The sequence below is a fragment of the Lunatimonas salinarum genome (genome assembly GCF_017811155.1).
Classification (GTDB): Bacteria; Bacteroidota; Bacteroidia; order Cytophagales; family Cyclobacteriaceae; genus Lunatimonas; species Lunatimonas salinarum.
In genome coordinates, this window is record NZ_JACVCV010000020.1 from 13,580 (window position 1) to 34,909 (window position 21,330).

Sequence of the window (21,330 nt, forward strand, 5' to 3'; positions counted from 1 at the left end):
TTACACTAATGTTTTAGATTGTTCTAACGCTCTTTTTCTCAGTACTTCTTTGTAATCTCTAGGGATGACTTTGATAAACCTATCTTTGGCTTCATCCCAATTCTCCAACAATTGATCGGCAACCACACTTGCCGTAAACTGTAGATGATCTTTGAGTGCTCTTTTGATGGTCGCAAAATCATCCTCGTTAAGCGGGTCAAGATCCACCATCTCTTGGTTGATGTTACCCATATTCTCTTTAAAGATATAGGCCAACCCTCCGCTCATCCCTGCGGCAAAGTTTCTTCCGATTTCGCCCAAGATCAGCGCCATGCCGCCAGTCATGTACTCGCAGCCATGATCCCCGATTCCTTCCACCACGGCTTCCACACCGGAGTTACGTACGCAAAAACGCTCACCGGCCTTGCCACGAATATAGGCTTGTCCCGAAGTCGCTCCATAAAACGCCACGTTACCGATGATGATATTTTCCTCCGCGACAAACTGTGCATTTCGGCTGGGGTATATGATAAGCTTGCCGCCGGAAAGTCCTTTGCCAAAATAGTCATTTGCCTCCCCTTCCAACTCAAAGGATATCCCCTTGGCCAAGAAGCCACCGAAGGTCTGCCCAGCAGATCCCATAAACTTGTATTTGATCGTGTCCTCCGGTAAGCCTACGCTGCCAAAGATCTTTGAGACCTCGTTGGATAGCATGGCACCTACGGTACGATCCACGTTTTTGATTTCAAACTTACCGGTCACAGGATTGGCTTGCTCCAAAGCGGGCAGGGCCTCCTTGATCAATTTTCTATCCAATACCCTCTTCAGCTTAAAATCCTGATCGATTTGCTTGTAGATACCCACATGGTCTGGCACTTCCACCTTGTGGAAGATGGGGCTAAGATCCAGCTTGTCCCACTTCCAGTGGTTAAGGTAACCGGTTGCCTTAAGCACATCGCTCTGTCCTACCATCTCGTCGATGGTCCGGAATCCCAAGGACGACATGATCTCCCTGAGGTCCTCGGCAAGGAATCGGAAGAAGTTCACCACATCCTCTGGACGGCCGGTAAACAGCTTTCTCAGCTCTGGGTTTTGGGTAGCGATACCCACGGGGCACGTATTCAAGTGACACTTTCGCATCATGATACAGCCCTCTACCACCAAGGCGCCCGTAGAGATTCCCCACTCTTCCGCGCCTAGCAGCGTGGCAATGGCAATATCCCGGCCGGTACGTAGCTGACCATCGGTCTGCAGTACCACCCGGCTTCTCAGGTTATTTTTTACCAACGTTTGGTGGGCTTCCGATAGGCCTAGCTCCCATGGGAGGCCAGCATGGCGTATGGAACTCAATGGAGAGGCCCCAGTACCACCATCCGCACCGGAGATCAGGATCACATCAGACTGTGCCTTGGCAACACCCGCTGCCACGGTACCCACACCTGCCTGCGATACCAACTTCACGTTGATGCGTGCCTTTCGGTTGGCATTTTTTAAATCGTAAATCAATTGGGCCAAATCCTCGATGGAATAGATATCGTGATGGGGAGGGGGCGATATCAACCCCACACCTGGCGTGGAGTGTCGTACCCTGCCTATCCAATCATCGACCTTGTGCCCTGGAAGCTGACCACCTTCACCTGGCTTAGCGCCTTGGGCCATTTTTATCTGTAGTTCAGCGGCGTTAGTCAGGTAGTTACTGGTCACTCCAAACCTACCGGACGCGACCTGCTTGATAGCAGACCGTTCCCAGTCACCGTTTTCCTTTACTTCAAAGCGGATTTCGTCTTCTCCACCCTCTCCGCTGTTGCTTTTGGCCCCTATGCGATTCATCGCGATGGCGAGCGTACTGTGCGCCTCGTGCGAAATAGACCCGAAGGACATGGCACCCGTCGCAAAGCGTTTCATGATCTTCTCTGCAGGTTCCACCTCATCCAAGGGGACAGAGATACGTTTTTTGAACTCAAACAACCCACGCAGCGTCAGCGCATCCCGGGTTTGGTTGTTGATTTTCTCCGCAAATTTCTTGTAGAGTTGGTAATCGTTATTACGCGTCGATTTTTGCAGGAGGTGAATGGTCTCCGGGTTGAAGAGGTGCTTCTCTCCCCGGCGTTTCCACTGGTATACCCCACCAGTCTCCAACAGCGGACTGTCCGTCTTATAGGCTGCTCGGTGCCTGAGGAGTACTTCCTCCGCCAACTCGTCAAAGGAGATACCACTGATACGGCTTACCGTGCCTTTAAAGCAGCGCTGAATCACCTCAGGACCCAATCCGATTGCCTCAAATATCTGGGCACTCTGATAAGACTGTAGGGTACTGATACCCATCTTGGAAAGCACCTTAAGCAAGCCTTTGCCTATAGCCGTTTTATAATTTTCAAACAATTTCTTTTGAGGCAACTTCTTGGACAGCAGTTCCTCCTCGTTCATGGCCACCAAGGATTCCAACGCCAGGTATGGATTGATGGCGCTGGCACCATAACCGATTACAGTGGCAAAATGGTGCGTCTCCCGGATATCTCCTGCTTCCGCCACGATACCTGCCTTTGTTCTGATCTTTTGGTTTACCAAGTGATGGTGAACGGCTCCTACGGCCAGCAGGGAAGGAATTGGCGCTGTATCCGTGCAGCATTCCCGGTCAGAAATGATCAGGATGTTTTTACCATTTTTGATTGCCTCTTCGGCTTCGTTGCAAATTTTATCCAGTGCCTCCAAAAGCCTACCAGGCTGCCCGTCAGCCACGAAATGCGCTTGAAGTGTATGGGCATGATAACCCTTCTCTTCCAAGTTTCGAAGCTTCTCCAAATCTTCGTTCAGCAACACGGGCTGAGAGATGTGTATTTGCTTGGTATGCTTGGGGCTTTCATCCAGTATATTGTGGCTTTCTCCAATGCGGGTAAACAAGGACATCACCAAGCGCTCACGAATGGGATCAATCGGCGGGTTACTAACCTGCGCAAAAAGCTGCTTAAAGTAATTGGAGATATGCTGACTTTGCTTGGACAGCACTGCCAACGGCGTATCTGCACCCATGGAGCCTACGGCCTCATAGCCTGTATCTCCCATGGGAGCCAAAACGACCTTGAGGTCTTCAGAAGTATAGCCAAAGATGGTCTGCCGCTTTTTGATATGCTCGGTGGTATAGGGGAAGTGCAGCTCCTTTGGGGCCGGAATCAGGCGCAGCTTTAAGCGCTGCTTTCGGATCCATCCTTCATAGGGCTTGTTTTCACATACTTCCTTCTTCACCTCTTCGTCAAAGGAAACCTTTCCTTTCTCCGTATCTGCCAACAGCATTCTTCCCGGACTCACCCTGCCCTTTTCTGTAATAGTAGATTCCCGTATAGGCAGTGCACCAGCTTCGGAGGATAGGATGAGCCGATCGTCGGAGGTAATGAAATACCTCAATGGACGCAGCCCGTTACGATCTAAAGTAGCACCCAAGGATTTCCCGTCAGTAAACAACAGGGCTGCGGGACCATCCCAAGGCTCCATGAGTGAGGCATGGAACTTGTAGAATGCCTTGCGGCTTCGATCCATCGTCTTGTTATCCTGCCAAGCTTCCGGCACCAACATCATCATTACGTGTGGGAGACTTCTGCCACTCAAAGCTAGCAACTCCACCATAGCGTCAAGGTTGGCAGAGTCGGAGTTTTTGGCGTTGGTAATAGGCATTAGCATCTGCAACTCGTCATCGGTAAAATGTACCGACTTCATCAGCGTCTCCTTGGACCGCATCTTGTTGAGGTTGCCTCGGATGGTATTGATCTCTCCATTGTGGGAGAGGTACCGGAACGGCTGTGCCAACCGCCAATTGGGAAAGGTATTGGTAGAAAAACGGGAGTGAACTACGGCAAGTGCTGAGGTAAGCTTGTTGTTCTGCAAGTCCTTGTAAAAGGGTAGCACTTGATCGGTACGCAATTGCCCTTTATATATGAGGGTCCTGCTGCTGAAACTCGCAATATAAAAAGCGTCGTTTACTCCGGGAATGCCCAGGTTAATCTCTCTGGTGGCGTAATTGCGCAACACATAGAGCTTCCGCTCCAAGTCAAGATCCACCAAACCATCCTTGTGGCGGACAAAGACCTGCTCGATGATCGGCATCACCTCCAAGGCTCCCGATCCCGGCACGGTTTCATCCGTAGGCACTTCCCTATATCCAATCAGTTCAAAGTTGAGGTCTTGTATTAGTTTATTGAAATGCTCTTTTGATTTTTTATACAACTGCCTGTTTCGGGGAAAAAAAACCATCCCAACGCCGTAACTACCTTCCTCAGGCAGGGCAAATCCCAGCCGAAAGGTCACTTCCTTCAAAAAGGAATGAGGCAATTGAATAAGTATACCGGCACCGTCGCCGGTTTTAGGATCGCTTCCTCTTCCTCCCCTATGCTCCATATTACTCAGCATAAGTAGCGCATCGCTTATCGTTTCATGGCTTTTTACGCCTTTCACGTTAACAACGCCACCTATACCACAAGAGTCGTGTTCAAAATGCGAACGATATAATCCTTGAATCATTATATTTTTAATTTTATAAACAGGTCCTCAATCAACTTGTATAATTTACAATAAATTTTTCTTTTTTTAAAATCTAGGCATTAAAGGTAACACAAAAATGAAAGAATAACCGATATCTGGCGAAAAAATTATCATAATCGGAATTACTGTTTCGGTCAAATACGAAACCTATTTTTGGGTTTTTAGCGAAAAAAATAAAAAATACAATTGTTTTTTTAACCCAATTTCAGCAAAAATGTTTGAATCACCATGGGAATATCCACCGTATTACCGAACTTTAAATATAAGAAAAAATTTCTGAAAAAATATTTTTTGCGGTCACCCATCAACGGAACCCCCCCATGATTTCCATTTTTGCAACCGACTGATTTAGGAGGTATTGACGTTCGTTTCTCCTTCGGGATCGATCGTCACCTTTACCTTCTTGATTTTGCGGGTATCCACTGCCAGAACCAAAAACTCAAAATTCGCATACCTGATTTTTGTTCCGTTCTTTGGAAAGTTGGAGTTTAACTCAAGCAGCAATCCGCCCAAGGACTCGCTATCACCCTTCACGTCATCAAAAAGCTGCATGTCCAAATCCAGTTTCTTACAAAAATCATTGAGCGACACCTTTCCCTCAAACACATAGGTGTAATCATCCAGCTTTTTGTAGTTGATGTCTTCGATATCATCAAACTCATCATTGATTTCCCCGATGATCTCCTCTATCAAATCCTCCAGGGTAACCAATCCGGACGTGCCTCCGTACTCATCCACCACGATCGCCATATGGACGCGCTTATCCTTAAAATCCTTCAGCAGCGAGTCCACCTTTTTGTATTCCGGCACAAACAGCCCCTTTCGAATCAACTTCTGCCATTCAAAATGTTCATCTTCTTCGATATGCCCCAGGACATCTTTGATATAAAGGATTCCCTTGATGTGGTCGATGGTTTCCTCGTAAACTGGGATGCGGGAATAGCCACTCTTGTTGATTCTATCCATCAGCTCGTGAAAATCCATCTCCAGATCTACTGCCGTAATATCCATTCTAGACCGCATCACCTGCCGAACAGAAAGTGTCCCAAAGTTGAAAATACCTTTCAGAATATCCTTTTCGCCCACGCTGGAATCATCAGCGGTAATTTCCAGCGCTTGGTGGAGTTCGTTTACTGACAGTGCATATCCTTTCACTTCTATCCGCTTTTCGATCACATTGCTAATGGACATAAGCAATTTGGAAAAGGGATACAAAAGGGTAGAAAAAAACCGGATATAAGGGACCATGGACTTGGAAAAAGACATCCTGGCATTGTTTGCATAGACCTTTGGCACGATCTCACCAACAAAAACGATCAAAAACGTAACACCTACGGTTTGAAAAATAATGATGAGAAGGCCTTTTGCATCTGCCCCAAAAAGGGACCAGGAAACAAAGGTAGTAAGGGTAACGATGCTGATATTAATCAGGTTATTAAGAATCAGAATGGTACTTAGTAGCAACTGCGGTTCCTGAACCATCTTGAGTACTTGCCGGGAAGCAGGGGTATTCTCCTCTTCAAGGTCACTCAAATTTTTATGATCTAATGAAAAAAATGCGACTTCTGAGCCGGAAACCAGCGCTGAACCAATCAGCAGCAATACAAATAACACCAAATTACCAAGCAAATAGCCGGTAGACACTGCCTGAAATTCCACTAGGGATAACAAACTCGGGTAGGGGTCGTCCATCAACGATTTTTTTTCTACAAAATTAGACAATAATAATTGAAAATCGAGGCAGGGAAAAAGCGGAGAAAGCCTTCCAAACCGGTTTTTCCTGCCTCGTCATAAATGAATTCCCAATAAATCCTCAAACACCTACAAATCAAAATGGCAAATCGTCCATTTCTTCATCCATACCGGTGTCAGGTGCGGCGGGAACCGGCTTTCTCTCCATTGCCATAGCAGGAGTGCCTCCTGCTTCACTATCGCCACCGGCGGCCCTTGACCCGAGCATGGTAAAGCTGAGCACACGAATCTTAACCCTCTTTCGGTTATTTCCCTGCTCATCCTGCCAGGTATCTGTCTTAATTTTTCCCTCTACATAAATCTGACTTCCTTTACGCAGGTACTGCTCGGCTATTTTAGCCTGCCCGTCCCACAGCTCCAAGTCGTGCCATTCGGTGTTTTCCACGCGATTTCCGCTACGATCCTTGTAGACCTCTGTGGTGGCCAATGTGAGATTTGCCACCACGCTACCGCTTTCCAAATGCCTCACCTCGGGATCCTTGCCCAGGTTGCCTACTAAAATTACTTTGTTTACTCCAGCCATTTTTTCGTTGGTTTAACGGTTGATGAAAAGTTTACCGTTTAAATTTATTAAATTATTTCTGTTCCGTCAAATACCTTACGATGAGTTTTGGTTTCCCCATTTCTTCCAATTTACCGGAAGCCACTACTTGGTAGGCACGCCGCTCCGCCCAGCGGATCAGATCGGCTTCCCGATCCTCCGAAACCTTCACCTGCACAAAATCCGCCATCAACTTCTGATGGCTCAACACATGCTTGAAAGAAGGTAAATCCTCAAGGCTTACTGTTGGATTAAGAGCGCTAAGTTCCATCAGCATCAAGCTTCGGTCTGGGTCTGGACGCTGGTCCGATTCCGACTCCTCAAGGGGGAAATCAACGAGCCCTTTCCAAATATCGTTCCCGGTCCGGTGGTTTACCACGGTTTTATCTCCACAGGTGATATGGAAATAGTGCAGAAACCTGCTTTTCACTTTGGTGCGCCCCAGCTTCACCGGCAATTCCTTCATTTCTCCGTAGCGGAACGCATGGCAGGCGCTGGCCAAGGGGCAGGCCGGACAGTCAGGTTGATGTGGGGTACACTGCAGCGCACCAAACTCCATGATCGCCTGGTTGTACTGATCCGGAACCTCCCGGGGAATGAGCTCATTAGCGAGGCGTTCAAATTCGCGCTTGCCCGCGCCGCTGCGGATATCGGTGGCAATGCCAAAATACCTCGCCAAAACCCGGTAGACATTCCCGTCGACAACCGCTACCGGTTCCTGAAAGGCGAAAGAAGCGATGGCCGCAGCCGTATAGGGACCCACCCCCTTTAGCTTAAGAAGCTCTTGGTAAGTTTGGGGAAATTCACCACGCCGCTCCCGGACGATCTCCTTGGCGCATGCATGCAAGTTGCGGGCCCTGCTATAGTAACCAAGCCCCTGCCAACAGCGGAGCACCTCCTCTTCCGGGGCGGCAGCCAAGTCCTGGACTGTGGGAAATCGCTCCACGAAAACTTCAAAATAAGGCAAACCCTGTGCTACACGGGTCTGCTGCAGAATGATTTCAGACAACCAAATGAAATACGGTTCTTTGGTTTTTCTCCAAGGCAGGTCCCGCCGGTGAGCCGGATACCACTTCAACAGTTGATTTGTAAAGAGACTGATATTCAAAATTTTCGGTTTTTGGTGAATGCCGCAATAAAGGACAAAACAAACTAATTTTAGGCAATATATTTTTTAATTGATTTGGAAGGTGTAAATTTGCACTCCCAAAATTAGTTGGTTAATAGGCAATTATGCCTGGTTTAAAGCAAACATAAATTTTAAAGACAGTGACTAAAGCAGAGGTAATCACAAAGATTTCGGAGAAAACCGGTATTCAGAAGGACGACGTAACTCAAACCGTTGAGGCATTCTTCAAAGTAGTAAAGGACTCCATGGCAGAGGGAGAGAACATTTATGTCAGAGGATTTGGCAGCTTTATCAATAAGAAGAGAGCCAAGAAAATCGCAAGGAATATCTCCAAAAACACTGCTATTGTTATTGATGAACATTATGTTCCTGCCTTTAAACCTTCCAAGACGTTTATTGACAAGATCAAAAACAGCAAGAAGGTAAAAGAACTGGCTCCACAGGACTAAGTGGGGTATAACTTCCAATTGATCCCATGAAAAAATCCCAGATCATTTTCCTTCTGTTTGGCATCGTGCTAATCGTCGTGTTGTACTCCCTTCCCATGGTAGTGGTGGACAACCAAAACGAGGGCGTGGTAGACGAGGAAGCTGATCTGGTAGATTCATTTAGTTTCGACAACCAACACAGTTCCTCCTTGACGCCCGAAGCCCAATCGCTCATTGAAAAGCTGAAAGGGGAAATGGAAATAGCGGAAGATACCGAAAAATTTGCTATATTCGCCGATTCGACGGCGGCGATCTATGCTGAACGTGGTAAGTTGGATAGTGCGGCCTACTTTTACGGTTTAGCAGCGGACAACGCCCCTACCGTAGAAAAGATTGAAAAAGCGGGAAATGCCTATTACGAGGCGTTCACCTTTGCGATGGATGAAGCGAAGACGACTGCAATGGCCGGCAAAACGCGGATGTACCTCAACAAGGTATTGGAAACCAATCCGGAAAGGCTGGATCTAAAAACAAAGGTAGCGATGACCTACGTGTCCACCTCCAATCCCATGCAGGGAATCACCATGCTACGGGACATTCTGGAGCAGGATCCGACAAACGAGTCAGCACTATACAACATGGGCATCTTGTCCATGCAGTCGGGACAGTACAAGCGTGCGGCGGAGCGGTTTGAAGAGTTGGTAAAGCACCATCCAGGCAATGTGCAGGGTCAGTTTTACTTAGGGGTAAGTTATTTTGAATCCGACCAAAAAAACAAAGCCCGCAAGCAGCTGGAGTCGATGAAAGAACTGACGGATGACGAGCAAATTTTGGCGGCCGTCAGTAACTACCTGGAACGAATGTAATTTTAAGTATTATTAACCCATAAATAGTTAGATTATGCCTTGTGGTAAGAAAAGAAAAAGACATAAGATCGCTACCCATAAGCGAAAGAAGAGACTGAGGAAAAACAGACACAAGAAGAAGTGATAGGCTTCTTCTTTTTTGAATTTTACAAAAACAAGTTCTTTAACATTTTAAACAAAGGAGACACGATTTGAGCACGGAATTAGTAATTGATTCTTCTCAAAACGGTAGTCGAATAGCCCTTTTAAGAAACAAAAGCTTGGTAGAACTCCACGTTGAAGCGGAGGACAGCAAGTTTAAGGTTGGGGACATTTATTTAGGATCGGTCAAGAAGATCGTCAATGGGCTGAATGCCGCCTTTATTGACGTAGGCTATGAGAAGGATGCCTTCCTGCACTATCAGGATTTAGGCCCAAACATCAACAGCCTCAGCAAGCTTATCAAACAGATCAAAAATAACGGTTACTCCGGTCAGAACCTAAAGGGCTTTGAGAAAGCACCTGAGATCGATAAACTGGGGAAGATATCCCAGGTATTGGCCAAAAACAACCAAGTCTTGGTCCAGGTGGTGAAAGAGCCTATTTCTACAAAAGGCCCCCGACTATCCTGTGAGCTCTCCTTAGCCGGAAGATTTCTGGTATTGGTTCCCTTTACAGATTCTGTCAGTGTTTCGAAAAAAATCCGAAGCGCGGACGAACGTAAACGGCTTTCCCGTCTCATTACCTCCATCAAGCCCGCCAACTTCGGAGTAATCATCCGAACGGTGGCTGAAGGGCAATCTGTAACCGAACTCGACAAAGATCTGAGAAATTTGGTACAGACGTGGGAAGAAGGGATGAAAAAGCTCACCAAGGCCAAGACCAGAGACAAGGTAATAGGAGAAATGGGCATGGCATCCTCCATCATCAGGGACCTGCTCAACGAATCATTTGATGCAATCACAGTAGAAGAGGAAGAGGTATACGAGCAAATCAAGGCCTATATCCGATCCATTGCCCCAGAGAAAGAAAAAATTGTTCGGCTTTACAACGGAAAAGCCAAGCTCTTTGAAAGTTTTGGTATTGAAAAACAGATTAAAAGCCTCTTTGGACAGGCTGTCAGTCTTCCGCAAGGCGGGTATCTCATCATCGAGCATACCGAAGCCCTGCACGTGGTAGATGTAAACAGCGGTAACAAGTCCAATCAGGAAAGTGATCAGGAAAACACCGCATTGAAAACCAATTTGGTGGCTGCGAAGGAAATCGCCAGGCAACTCCGCCTCAGAGATATGGGCGGAATCATCGTCATCGATTTTATTGATATGAAGAAAGCCGAAAACAAGCGCGCAATCTTCGACGCCATGAAAGAGGAAATGAAAAGTGACCGGTCTAAAAATACCGTATTGCCATTAACAAAGTTTGGTCTTATGCAGATCACACGGCAGCGCGTAAGACCGGAAATGAATATCATCACCAAAGAAACCTGTCCATCTTGTAACGGGACAGGCAAAATACAAGCTTCCATTTTAGTTGCGGATAAACTGGAAAAAGACCTGGATCACATCGCAGTTAACCAAAACACGTCAAAAATAAAAATCGGCCTGCATCCATACTTGCATGCCTACTTTACCCAAGGAATCATCTCCAAGCGGGTAAAATGGTTTTTTAAATATTTCAAATGGGTTCAATTGATCAAAGACTCTTCCCTACCGGTGACGGAGTACCATTTCCTGAGCGATTCGGGAGATACCATTGAAGTCTTAGTAACGAACGAAAATAGCGAGTCTGAATAGACTCGCTATTTTTTTTGAGCACCCGGCAGCCTAAGGCACCTCAAAGCGAAACGTGACCCGCACCGCGTCGGAGATGGTTTGCTCATCCGCTTGAAGCGTAGGCCCTACCCGGTCATCGGAAGCCTTCATCATCATAGCCTCGGCCCTGTACATGACGGGCGGAAAAGTAGTGCTTGAGGTATAGTCCACCTGATGCACCTGATATTCGGAGATACCCATCGCCTCTGCGATCACCTGTGCCTGCCGCTTGGCATCTTCTAGCGCCCATGTCAACAGCTGCGTTTCGTAACCTTTTCGCTTGCCTTCCGAAATGCGAAATTGGAGCTGAAAGCTCAGATCCACGGCCTGCTGCACAGCTTCCATCGCCTTGACCAAGCCCTCTGAGGTGTCTCCAACTACCACACGTATCAACTGAGAGGCCACGTACCCGCTATCCTTGGCCGTGCCTTTCGTGTAGATACGGTTTACGTTTACGTAGTAGTTTTCTGCCGAAAAATCATAGTCTTTCACACCCGATTTTTTCAGTGCTTCACTTACTTCCTTCGCCTTTTTGTTTAACGCATTGGTCACCTCGGAAGTCGTCATGGCCGTCTCAGAGAGTGTCAACAGCAGCACCGCCTCATCGGGCAATACCTTCATTTCACTCTTTCCCTCTACCAAAATCTGCTGGGAGTAACCCAAGCAGGTGCCCGCAGTAAGCAGGATCGTCAATAGGAATGTCTTCATTTTTTCTCTTAGTTAACAACAGCGATAAGATACGCAAAACCCAGGCCAAAGAGCGGGTTAAAGTTCGTTAAAAAAAACCTCCTCTAAAACCAGTCCTTGTGCCGCTGCCTTTGGACTTACCGGACTGAGCGTAGGATCAGATAAAGCTGCTTTCACCGCCTCCACACTCAACTCCCCACGCCCCACCATAAACAGGGCCGCTGCCATTCTCCTCACCTGATGCATCAAGAAGCCGCTACCGTCTACTCGAAAGACATAGGTATTCTCAGAAGGCCAAAAAACGGAAGTCTTCCCTAAAGGCACCAACTCCGAAACAAATATTTCCCTCACAAAATCGTCCAACTGCTTGCCATGGGTACAGAAACGTCGAAAATCATGGCGTCCCACAAACAGGGATGAAGCCAAGCGCATGCGATCAAAATCCAAGCTTCTACCTGCATAAGCAAGCGCCCCACTTTGCAAGGGATGAGGCTTCTCTCCCAAGGAAAAGTAATAGCCGTAACGCTTTTTGGTAACATGCTGTATGATGTTAAAGCTCCGGTCCACCGCCTTGGCATACAGCAAGCGGATATCCGCAGGAAGGTGTTCGTTGCATTGCTCCAGGAGTCCGCTCCATGACGCTTCCTCCCTGAGGTAAATAACAAAGGCCCCATTCAGACAGGAAACACCGCTATCTGTGCGACTTGAACCCAAGATCGTAAAATCCTCATGCCCCATCACATACCGAAATACACGCTCCAATGTGCCCTGAATGGTTTTCACGCCTTTCTGCGCCTGCCATCCATGGTACCGTAACCCTAGGTATTGAATACCAATCAAGTAGGAAAAGGGACGTGTCAACATGTGACAAAATTAAAAAAGTTTACCGACTAATCGAACAACCGAAGGCAAGTACCGGACAATGCAATGGGACCTTGGGAATCTAGGGTCTGATGATGGTACCGTCAAACTTCCTTACCGTCCAATTGGATCGGGTATGCATGGGATACTTCGCGGCTAATTTTTCGTCAATATCTACCCCCAGGCCAGGCACCTCGTTCACATACATGTAGCCATCTTTCATGGTAGGTGACCCGGGAAAAATCTCCCGTTGCAGATCGTTGATACGGGCAGCTTCCTGAATGCCAAAATTCCATACCGCAAAATCAATGTGCGCATTTGCCGCGTGTCCCACCGAAGACACATCACCTGGTCCATGCCAGGCCGTCCGGACACCATAGAACTCACCCAGCCGGGCCACTTTCATCGCCGGAGAAATACCCCCAATTTGAGAAATGTGAATTCTGATGTAATCAAACAGCCGATTGACCATCGGTTCCTTGAACTCATTGATGTTATTAAAGAGTTCTCCCATGGCAAGGGGAACCGTAGTCGAGTTGCGCAGTTCCTTAAACCACTCCATCTGCTCGGGAGAAAAGGGATCTTCGATGAAAAAAGGATGGTAGGACTCCACACTTTTCACCACCCGAATGGCATCTATGGGATCCAGCCGTTCGTGGATGTCGTGGAGTAGTTCCACTTCCTCTCCGCATTGTTTTCTTACCGCTTCAAACATTTTGGGCACAGACCGTATGTATTTTCCCTGATCCATGTACTGATCCGACTCCCTGGCAAAGCCTGCATTTTTAAAATCAGGGGTCTTTGTGAGGCCCGTACCCCCATAGCCTCCCTGTTGGATACGAACGTATCGGTACCCCTCTTCCATGTACTTGGTGACGTTGTCGGCAATTTCTTCTGGAGAATTACCGCTCGCATGCGTATAGCATGGAATCGCAAACCGACATTTGCCACCCAATAGCTGATATACCGGCATATTGGCACGTTTACCTTTGATATCCCAAAGGGCTTGGTCCAGCCCACTGATGGCATTATTCAACACGGGGCCGTTCCGCCAATAGGAACTGACAAAGGCCGCCTGCCACATATCCTCGATATTGTCTACGTCTTTGCCCACGCAGAAGTCCTGTAGGTACTTTTCAATGGCGGTTATTACCGCAAACGCTCGCTGCGTAAAGGTAGCACAACCCAGTCCGTAAAGACCCGGCTCGGAGGTCTCTACCTTTACTACTATGAGGTTGGAACCGCTGGGTGCTGTTCCTATCGCCTTCACATTGGTGATCTTCAGGGGCGGTAATCCTCGCAGGTAAGATGGCGTTTCTTTTTCTTCTTTGGCTTGGGCAATCTGGCCAGGATAAAGGCCCAACATGCCTGCCATGGATCCTAGACCTAGGCCTTTGAGCAACTTTCTTCGGGTAGGTTGTTTCGGTGTATTCATGTTGTATGGATTATTAGGTTTATGTTTATTAGAGAAAAACGGGATAACCTCGGTAAGGCCATGCCACTGCAAAAGGACCGGGCACTACCAGTCCACCACAGACCCATCAAAGGGATGATAGGTTTCAGGATTCTTCCAGTCATGGCCGATTTTATCCTGGAGGGCATCCTCATCTAGTTCTACGCCCAAACCTGGTCCCCTTGGGATCAATACGCTACCATCAGATTGCAACTTAAAAGGGTTTTTCAGGTACCCTTCTCCTAGGGACACCTGCTCTTGAACCAGGAAATTTGGTATGCTGGCAGCTAGATGCAAGCCGCATGCAAGCGAAATGGGCCCCATGGGGTTATGCGGGGCGATGGCTGCGTAATAGGCTTCCGCCATACCCGCTATCAAACGACATTCCGTGAGGCCTCCTGCATGGCAAATGTCGGGCTGAAGTATACTTGCGGCACCCTTTTCCAAAATCTCCCGAAATCCCCATTTGGTAAAAATCCGCTCTCCCGTGGCAATGGGCAGGTGGGTACCTCGGGCAATGTCGACCATCACATCGACATTCTGGGCCTGACAGGGTTCTTCGACGAACATGGGCTGATATGGCTCCAGTTCTTTGATCAGCAGCTTGGCAGTCTGTGGGGAGATCGCCCCGTGAAAGTCAATGCCAATATCCATTTCGGGTCCCCCGGCCTCACGCAACGATGCAAAGTTATCCGCGGCGTATTGGATAAACGCCGGATTCTCCACAATTCCGGCAGGCTGTCGCTTGGCAACCCCAGTTTTAATCACGGTATAGCCTTCCGCTTTGCGCTTTTTCATGTCTTCCGCATTGCTGGCACGTCCATAGATACGGACCCGGTCTCGGGTAGGCCCGCCAAAAAGCTCATAAACAGGCACTCCCAGAAGCTTTCCTTTAATGTCCCATAAGGCTTGATCTATCCCGCTCAGCGCAGAGGTAAGAATAGGGCCGCCCCGATAAAACGCGTGTCGATAAATGGCCTGCCAGTGGTGGACCACTTGCCGTGGATCTTTACCGAGCAGATAGGGTTCGATTTCCTGAATGGCCGTTTGAATCGTGAGGGCTCTACCTTCCAGCAACGGTTCGCCCAATCCCACCACGCCCGCATCCGTGTGAATCTTGAGGAAAATCCAGCGGGGTTTTACTAGGAAGGTTTCCAGGCGGGTGATCTTCACCTCCCCATACTTGGTAGAGGAGGGTGCCGGCTGTTCGGCATATGAAGTTAATGGCAAGAGTAAACCTGTGCCAGCCAGTCCCAACACCGATTGGATGGCTGCCCGGCGGGAGGACTGCGGGGAAGATTTGACTTTTGGGCTGTTTGGGTTTTTGTTTTTCATAGGATGTGGGTTTGCTTGAATTACCAATTATGTATGGACCCATCCGGTGCCAACAGGAAGGGGTGGGGAAACTTGGTGTTCTCGGTTATTTCAAATTGGAAATCTGCCTTGGAGGGGTCAAACTGCACCCCCAAACCTGGCAGCGGATTTAGGTATAACTTCCCTTCTCTAAAAATCAGGTAATCCGGATTAAAATAAGCCGGATATTCCGGTTCGCCACCGGCAAGTTCCATCATACACCGGGTGGGGCTGGATGAACCGAGGACGTGTACCAAAGCCGCAGAAGACAAGGGACCCGTAAAATGGGGAATAATACCTACATAGTGCGTTTCGGCTATGGCCAAGATCTTTTTCAGTTCCCCAATGCCTCCTGTATTGGGGAGCGTCACCCGGCTATAGTCTATCAGGTGATTTTCAATCAGCACATTCGTATCCCATCTATCTCCAAATTGCTCGCCGACCGCAATGGGTACCTTGGTCATGTGACGTATCCTGCGATAAACCTCGGGGTTTTCGGACCGAATGATATCCTCTACAAAGTATGGTTCCAGCTTTTCCAGCGCATCGCAAATCTTAATCGCCTCCGGCGTATCAAAACGTGTATGGAGGTCGATGGCCCAATTGCCGTTGCCGCCTACCGCCTTATCCAATGCCTCGCACATGGCAATGGTCTTTTTGCTGTGGACGTAAAAGTCAAAAGGCTCTTCCCCATTTCCACCTGTAGGCCCTATGCGGTAGCTGCGAAAGCCTGCCGCCAGGCAGTCTAGGGCGCGTCCCTCCATAGTAGTAGACCTGGAGTTCCTAAATCCTGTTGCATAGCACTCGATGAAATCCCTTGTTTTTCCACCCAGTAGATCGTAAACGGGCACACCAAGTGCCTTGCCTTTTAAGTCCCATAAGGCCATCTCGATCGCTCCCAACGCATGGAGTTTTTCCCTGCCGGGCGGATAGAACATACTTCGGTAGGCATGCTGCCAAATATGCTCGATCCGAAAGGGGTCTTCTCCGATGATCATTTCTGCGATTTGGCGGACCATATCATTGCTACCCCCCTCACCCACTCCGATAAGGCCAGAATCCGTTTCAATCTCCACGATCCCTCGGGCTTGGTTAAATAAGGGTTTGTTGTAACCCGGCGCCGCATAATAGCGGATTTTGGCTATTTTGAAATCCGAGACATCAAGTCCAAGTACCGGGGAAACGACGCCGGAAGCTAGGGCTGCAGCACCTAAAGTCCCCAGCTTCATAAACTTTCTTCTATGCATGAGTAGGTTCTGTTAAATGGACAAAGGAAAGCGATGATAGAAATATAAAATCACCATGAATATTCTAAAAATTACCCCAAAAAGCAACTTTCCTGTTTCCCTATCCTTAAAAAGAAACTATAAGAAGTGGATATGCAGCTTCCGCAAATGGATTGCTGTGTGGGAAATATGTTTAAAAAAGCCATTGCCCGAAAGGACAATGGCTTTTTTTATCAATTTGGAATCATTCCATGGGGGTCAATCACAAATTTCTTGGCCGCCCCACCGTCAAAGTCCTTGTATCCTTGCACCGATTGCTGTAGCGAGATGATCTGTACGTTGACTGCCTTGGCAATTTGCACTTTGTCGTATAGAATCGCATTCATCAGCTGGCGGTGATACTTCATCACCGGGCACTGACCGGTATGTAGGCTATGGGACTTCGCCCAGCCCAACCCAAGCCGGATGCTTAAGCTGCCAATTTTAGCTGCCTCATCCACGGCACCAGGATCTCCGGTTACGTACAAACCGGGAATGCCAATGCTGCCGCCGGCACGGGTGATATCCATTACCGAGTTCAATACGGTCGCTGGCATCTCCTTGCTGGCATCGGCACCGTGGCCCCTTGCCTCAAAACCCACACAGTCCACCGCACAATCCACTTCCGGCACACCCACGATCTGGGCGATCGCTTCATCCAGCGGTGTTTCATTACGAAGGTCGATAGTCTCACAGCCAAAACTACGTGCCTGCTCCAACCGCTCGGGAATCATGTCCCCAACAATTACCACCGCCGCACCCAGCAAGTGACAGGAAACTGCACAGGCCAAACCAACCGGCCCCGCACCCGCTACATACACGATGGTACCCGGACCCACGCCGGCAGTCACCGCCCCGTGAAATCCAGTAGGGAAAATATCCGAAAGAAGGGTGAGGTCCCGGATTTTTTCCATCGCTTGATCCGAATCAGGAAACTTCAACAGGTTAAAATCCGCGTAAGGAACCATCACGTATTCTGCTTGACCGCCTACCCAGCCGCCCATGTCCACATACCCATAAGCTGCTCCGGGACGGGCGGGGTTCACGTTCAGACAGATGCCCGTTTTACCTTCCTTGCAATTCCGGCATCTTCCGCAAGCGATGTTGAAGGGCACTGAGACCAAGTCCCCGACTTTGATAAACTCTACATCGCGACCTGCCTCAATCACCAGTCCCGTGATCTCATGTCCCAAAATCAGGCCCTCCGGGGCGGTGGTCCTGCCGCGGACCATGTGCTGATCGCTACCGCAAATATTGGTGGAAACTATTTTTAATATGACCCCATGATCACATTTCCGGTCGCCCAAGGCGAGTTTAGGATAATCGATTTCACGTACTTCCACTTCTCCGGGCCGTACGTACGCTACTCCGTGGTTTTTACACATTTTTCTGTTGGGTTTAACGAATTGACGAGCAATACCAATCTATCAGGAGCAAAACAAAAACACTCCTTCGAAACTGTAATGGGTTAAGCTAGAAAAAAAATACCGCAACTCTGTGGCAATCAGAAAGGAATCAAAAAAAAACCTACCCAGGAAAAAAGAATCCTGGGTAGGTGGTATCATTCAGGGACAAATGGACGCCTATTTGGCGTTGATCCAAGCCTTCACTTCTTCTTTGGTGGGATTGGCCACGTCGAGCTTTAGCTTTTTTCGACGACCGCAAACATCGTTAAACAGTTTATTGGCGTCTTGGGATTTAAGCTGCTCAATCGTATGGATATTTAAATCCCGCAATGCAGGAATCAAACCGGCATGCACCCCAAGTGCTAGGAAGTCTTCGTCTGTGGCAATCTTGATTTTCTTCTCAGGTTTCATTTGAGGGAAAAACAACACTTCCTGAATCGTATGCTTATTGGTCATCAGCATGCATAAGCGATCTATCCCTATCCCCAATCCAGAGGTGGGTGGCATACCATATTCCAGGGCGCGCAAGAAATCCTCGTCCATTGCCATCGCCTCATCGTCTCCCCGCTCGGCCAACCTCAACTGATCCTCGAAACGCTCGCGCTGATCGATGGGGTCATTCAGCTCGGTGTACGCATTCGCAATTTCCTTACCATTGACAAACAACTCAAAGCGCTCTACCAGGCCCGGCTTGTCCCGGTGCTTCTTGGCCAATGGCGTCATTTCAATCGGATAATCAGTAATGTAGGTGGGCTGTATGAGATGGGCTTCCACTTTTTCGCCAAAAATTTCGTCGATTAGCTTGCCTTTACCCATGCTGTCGTCCACCTCTATGCCAAAATCCGCACATACCTGCCGCAGTTGCGTCTCATCCATCGCACTCACATCCACGCCGGCATATTCCTGGATAGATTCAAACATGGTCAGGCGGCGGTAGGGCCCTCCAAATTCAATCAAGTTGTCGCCTACTTGCACCTGAGTGGTGCCTAATACCGATTCGGCAATTCTACCCAACAGGTCCTCCACCATCTCCATCATCCAGTGGTAGTCCTTGTAGGCCACATAGATTTCCATGGAAGTAAACTCCGGGTTGTGTGTTCGATCCATGCCCTCGTTTCGAAACATCTTGCCAATTTCATAAACCCCCTCAAACCCCCCCACTATCAGGCGCTTCAAGTAGAGCTCGTTGGCAATACGGAGAAAAAGTGGAATATCCAGTGCATTGTGATGCGTATCAAACGGCTTGGCTGCCGCCCCTCCATGTACCTGCTGAAGAATGGGCGTCTCTACCTCCAACCAGCCATGTTCATCGAAATAACGCCTCATGGCGGAGATGACGCGGGACCGGGTTATGAAGGTCTGCTTTACCTCTGGATTAACCACCAGGTCCACATACCGCTGCCGGTACCGAAGCTCAGGGTCGGTAAATCCATCGTAGACATTTCCTTCTTCGTCCCGTTTGACGACGGGCAGTGGCTTGATGGATTTTGACAGCAAGGTAAGCGCTGTCACATGCAGGGAAATCTCCCCTGTTTGCGTGGTGAAGATGTATCCAGTCACCCCTATATAATCTCCTATGCCCAAAAGCTTTTTGAATACCGTATTATAAAAGGTTTTATCTTCACCGGGGCAGAGGTCATCCCGCCTCAAATAGATCTGAAGACGGCCGGTAGCATCCTGAATTTCACCAAAGGAGGCAGAACCCATGATCCTACGGCTCATTAGCCTGCCTGCAATACTGATGTTTTTGTAATCGTTTTTTCGGTTTTCGTAGTTTTGGTGGATGTCTTCTGCGGTCACGTTTACCGGAAACGAGATGGCCGGATAAGGATCAATACCCATCTGCATCAACGCTTCGCGGTCTTTGCGGCGCTCAATTTCCTGTTCGCTTAATAATTGCATATCGCTGGATTAATTTTTACCTATAGTTGGGAAACTGGACCGAACGGTTTTTCTACGGACCAACTCCTGTTTAATTTGTTTGTATTCCCTGCTACGCTGTCCCGCCATGCCGGAGTTTTCCTCTACCCTACGACTAAGGTAAGGTAGCACCTCTGCTACGGGTCCATAAGGAAGGTATTTGGCTACGTTATAGCCTGCCCTGGCCAAGTTAAAGGAAATAGCGTCACCCATACCGTAAAGCTGGGCCGCATATACGCGGGCGTCGTTTCGCTTCATACCATGTAGATCCACCAATTCGCAAAGCACCTGATTACTGAGTTCGTTGTGGGTGCCACTCACCAAGAAAACACGTTGCTTGTTGTTCATGCAAAACTGCAAGGCCCTATCGTAATCCCTATCGGTAGACTCCTTGTCCGGCTGTATGGGAGAGGGGTAACCTTTCGCCTTGGCCCGCTCCCGCTCCTTTTCCATGTAGGCTCCCCGCACTAGCTTGGCACCAAGGAAGTAGCCGTTGGCTACCGCATCGTGGTGAGCGTCTTTCAGCCGTCTCAGCATATCGTGGCGGTATAGCTGAAAGGTATTGTACACCATGGCCGTCTGTCGATTATAGGTTGCCATGGCTGCCAATACCCACCGATCGATTACGTCCTGAAACCAGCTCTCTTCACCGTCTACCATGATCCGGACACCGGCCTTAGCAGCAGCCTCAAATATTTCGGCAATTCGCTTCTCTGCACGTTCAAACGCTTCCGTCTCCGCCGGATCCAGCGCCTCACCCGCCTGCACCTTCGTCAATACATCCACGTTGGCAATGCCCGAAACCTTAAATACAGCAAACGGCAAATGCGGATTGCCACTCCCTTCACGGATAGTCTGAAGGATTTGATCCTTGACGTGCTCGAAGCTGGAAATGGTCTTCTTTCCCTCTACGGAATAATCCAAGATGGTGCCTACACCGTAGCGGGCCAGTTCCTGCACACGAGCGCCGCACGAAGCAATATCTTCACCCCCACAGAACTGCTCAAACACCGTGCTTTTGATCAGCCCTTTGATGGGAAGCCCCCGTTTGAGCCCCCAATTGGCCAATTGGATACCTGCATGAAGCCAAAAGGGATAATGCATTAGCCTGAACAGGAGCCGCATTCTTTTAAGCATCGCATCCGATCTATGTGCAAATGCAACGGCTGTATTTTCAAAAGAAACGTTGGGTTTTGGCTCCATCCTCGTTTTTCAAGCTGCAAAGATATTAAAAAAACAGGTATACAGAGGCTTTTGTTTGTCCATTTTGAATATGGAAACACCTCTACGCTTCCATCCTACGGCATTCCTATCTGACGATTTTGGAACTGTCCCCCTAGGAATATAGGTAATCACACGGTATGCTG

General features: G+C 48.5%; 15 protein-coding genes. 3 read left to right on the forward strand and 12 right to left on the reverse strand.

The window, feature by feature from the left end:
* The 4 genes from gltB to mutY form a co-directional block, all read right to left on the reverse strand.
* Window positions 1–4,491, reverse strand: coding sequence for a glutamate synthase large subunit (gene gltB / locus IAQ59_RS18895; RefSeq protein WP_209332416.1), 4,491 nt, complete (start codon window positions 4,489–4,491; stop codon window positions 1–3).
* A gap of 369 nt (window positions 4,492–4,860) precedes the next feature.
* Entirely contained in the window at window positions 4,861–6,204 is a 1,344-nt protein-coding gene (gene gldE / locus IAQ59_RS18900; protein ID WP_209332417.1) for a gliding motility-associated protein GldE, read from the reverse strand.
* Window positions 6,205–6,340: 136 nt separating this feature from the next.
* A complete protein-coding gene (locus IAQ59_RS18905; protein WP_209332418.1) occupies window positions 6,341–6,787 on the reverse strand; it encodes a single-stranded DNA-binding protein in 447 nt (148 codons plus the stop codon).
* 52 nt (window positions 6,788–6,839) lie between these two features.
* Complete coding sequence (mutY, locus tag IAQ59_RS18910; protein WP_209332419.1) at window positions 6,840–7,913, reverse strand: A/G-specific adenine glycosylase; 1,074 nt, start codon at window positions 7,911–7,913, stop codon at window positions 6,840–6,842.
* A 161-nt stretch (window positions 7,914–8,074) separates the two neighbouring features.
* On the opposite strand from mutY, the gene IAQ59_RS18915 reads away from it, so the two are divergent.
* The 3 genes from IAQ59_RS18915 (at window position 8,075) to IAQ59_RS18925 (ending at window position 11,000) form a co-directional block, all read left to right on the forward strand.
* Window positions 8,075–8,383 (forward strand): HU family DNA-binding protein, encoded by a 309-nt coding sequence (locus tag IAQ59_RS18915; protein ID WP_035807102.1) that lies wholly within the window; start codon window positions 8,075–8,077, stop codon window positions 8,381–8,383.
* A gap of 26 nt (window positions 8,384–8,409) precedes the next feature.
* The gene (locus tag IAQ59_RS18920; protein ID WP_209332420.1) at window positions 8,410–9,228 is read left to right on the forward strand and encodes a tetratricopeptide repeat protein; all 819 of its coding nucleotides are present in this window, start codon (window positions 8,410–8,412) and stop codon (window positions 9,226–9,228) included.
* Between the two features lie 191 nt (window positions 9,229–9,419).
* Entirely contained in the window at window positions 9,420–11,000 is a 1,581-nt protein-coding gene (locus tag IAQ59_RS18925; protein WP_209332421.1) for an Rne/Rng family ribonuclease, read from the forward strand.
* 30 nt (window positions 11,001–11,030) lie between these two features.
* On the opposite strand, the gene IAQ59_RS18930 is transcribed toward IAQ59_RS18925, so the two are convergent.
* From IAQ59_RS18930 to IAQ59_RS18965, 8 genes are all read right to left on the reverse strand, one after another.
* Entirely contained in the window at window positions 11,031–11,726 is a 696-nt protein-coding gene (locus tag IAQ59_RS18930; protein WP_209332422.1) for an SIMPL domain-containing protein, read from the reverse strand.
* A gap of 57 nt (window positions 11,727–11,783) precedes the next feature.
* Window positions 11,784–12,569 (reverse strand): tRNA pseudouridine(38-40) synthase TruA, encoded by a 786-nt coding sequence (truA, locus tag IAQ59_RS18935; protein WP_209332423.1) that lies wholly within the window; start codon window positions 12,567–12,569, stop codon window positions 11,784–11,786.
* A gap of 79 nt (window positions 12,570–12,648) precedes the next feature.
* Window positions 12,649–14,001, reverse strand: coding sequence for an enolase C-terminal domain-like protein (locus IAQ59_RS18940; protein ID WP_209332424.1), 1,353 nt, complete (start codon window positions 13,999–14,001; stop codon window positions 12,649–12,651).
* A gap of 84 nt (window positions 14,002–14,085) precedes the next feature.
* A complete protein-coding gene (dgoD, locus tag IAQ59_RS18945) occupies window positions 14,086–15,354 on the reverse strand; it encodes a galactonate dehydratase (protein WP_209332425.1) in 1,269 nt (422 codons plus the stop codon).
* Window positions 15,355–15,374: 20 nt separating this feature from the next.
* The gene (locus IAQ59_RS18950) at window positions 15,375–16,619 is read right to left on the reverse strand and encodes a mandelate racemase/muconate lactonizing enzyme family protein (protein WP_209332426.1); all 1,245 of its coding nucleotides are present in this window, start codon (window positions 16,617–16,619) and stop codon (window positions 15,375–15,377) included.
* Window positions 16,620–16,831: 212 nt separating this feature from the next.
* Entirely contained in the window at window positions 16,832–18,022 is a 1,191-nt protein-coding gene (gene fdhA, locus IAQ59_RS18955; RefSeq protein WP_209332427.1) for a formaldehyde dehydrogenase, glutathione-independent, read from the reverse strand.
* Window positions 18,023–18,220: 198 nt separating this feature from the next.
* Window positions 18,221–19,945: a lysine--tRNA ligase gene (lysS, locus tag IAQ59_RS18960; protein ID WP_209332428.1), complete on the reverse strand. Its 1,725-nt coding sequence runs from the start codon at window positions 19,943–19,945 to the stop codon at window positions 18,221–18,223.
* A 9-nt stretch (window positions 19,946–19,954) separates the two neighbouring features.
* Complete coding sequence (locus IAQ59_RS18965) at window positions 19,955–21,166, reverse strand: proline dehydrogenase family protein (protein WP_209332429.1); 1,212 nt, start codon at window positions 21,164–21,166, stop codon at window positions 19,955–19,957.
* Window positions 21,167–21,330: the final 164 nt, after the last annotated feature.

Coding starts and splice junctions, on each gene's coding strand:
- gltB (WP_209332416.1), bottom strand. CDS start 4,491: ATGATTCAAGGATTATATCGTTCGCATTTTGAACACGACTCTTGTGGT.
- gldE (WP_209332417.1), bottom strand. CDS start 6,204: ATGGACGACCCCTACCCGAGTTTGTTATCCCTAGTGGAATTTCAGGCA.
- IAQ59_RS18905 (WP_209332418.1), bottom strand. CDS start 6,787: ATGGCTGGAGTAAACAAAGTAATTTTAGTAGGCAACCTGGGCAAGGAT.
- IAQ59_RS18920 (WP_209332420.1), top strand. CDS start 8,410: ATGAAAAAATCCCAGATCATTTTCCTTCTGTTTGGCATCGTGCTAATC.
- IAQ59_RS18930 (WP_209332422.1), bottom strand. CDS start 11,726: ATGAAGACATTCCTATTGACGATCCTGCTTACTGCGGGCACCTGCTTG.
- truA (WP_209332423.1), bottom strand. CDS start 12,569: ATGTTGACACGTCCCTTTTCCTACTTGATTGGTATTCAATACCTAGGG.
- IAQ59_RS18940 (WP_209332424.1), bottom strand. CDS start 14,001: ATGAATACACCGAAACAACCTACCCGAAGAAAGTTGCTCAAAGGCCTA.
- dgoD (WP_209332425.1), bottom strand. CDS start 15,354: ATGAAAAACAAAAACCCAAACAGCCCAAAAGTCAAATCTTCCCCGCAG.
- IAQ59_RS18950 (WP_209332426.1), bottom strand. CDS start 16,619: ATGCATAGAAGAAAGTTTATGAAGCTGGGGACTTTAGGTGCTGCAGCC.
- fdhA (WP_209332427.1), bottom strand. CDS start 18,022: ATGTGTAAAAACCACGGAGTAGCGTACGTACGGCCCGGAGAAGTGGAA.
- lysS (WP_209332428.1), bottom strand. CDS start 19,945: ATGCAATTATTAAGCGAACAGGAAATTGAGCGCCGCAAAGACCGCGAA.
- IAQ59_RS18965 (WP_209332429.1), bottom strand. CDS start 21,166: ATGGAGCCAAAACCCAACGTTTCTTTTGAAAATACAGCCGTTGCATTT.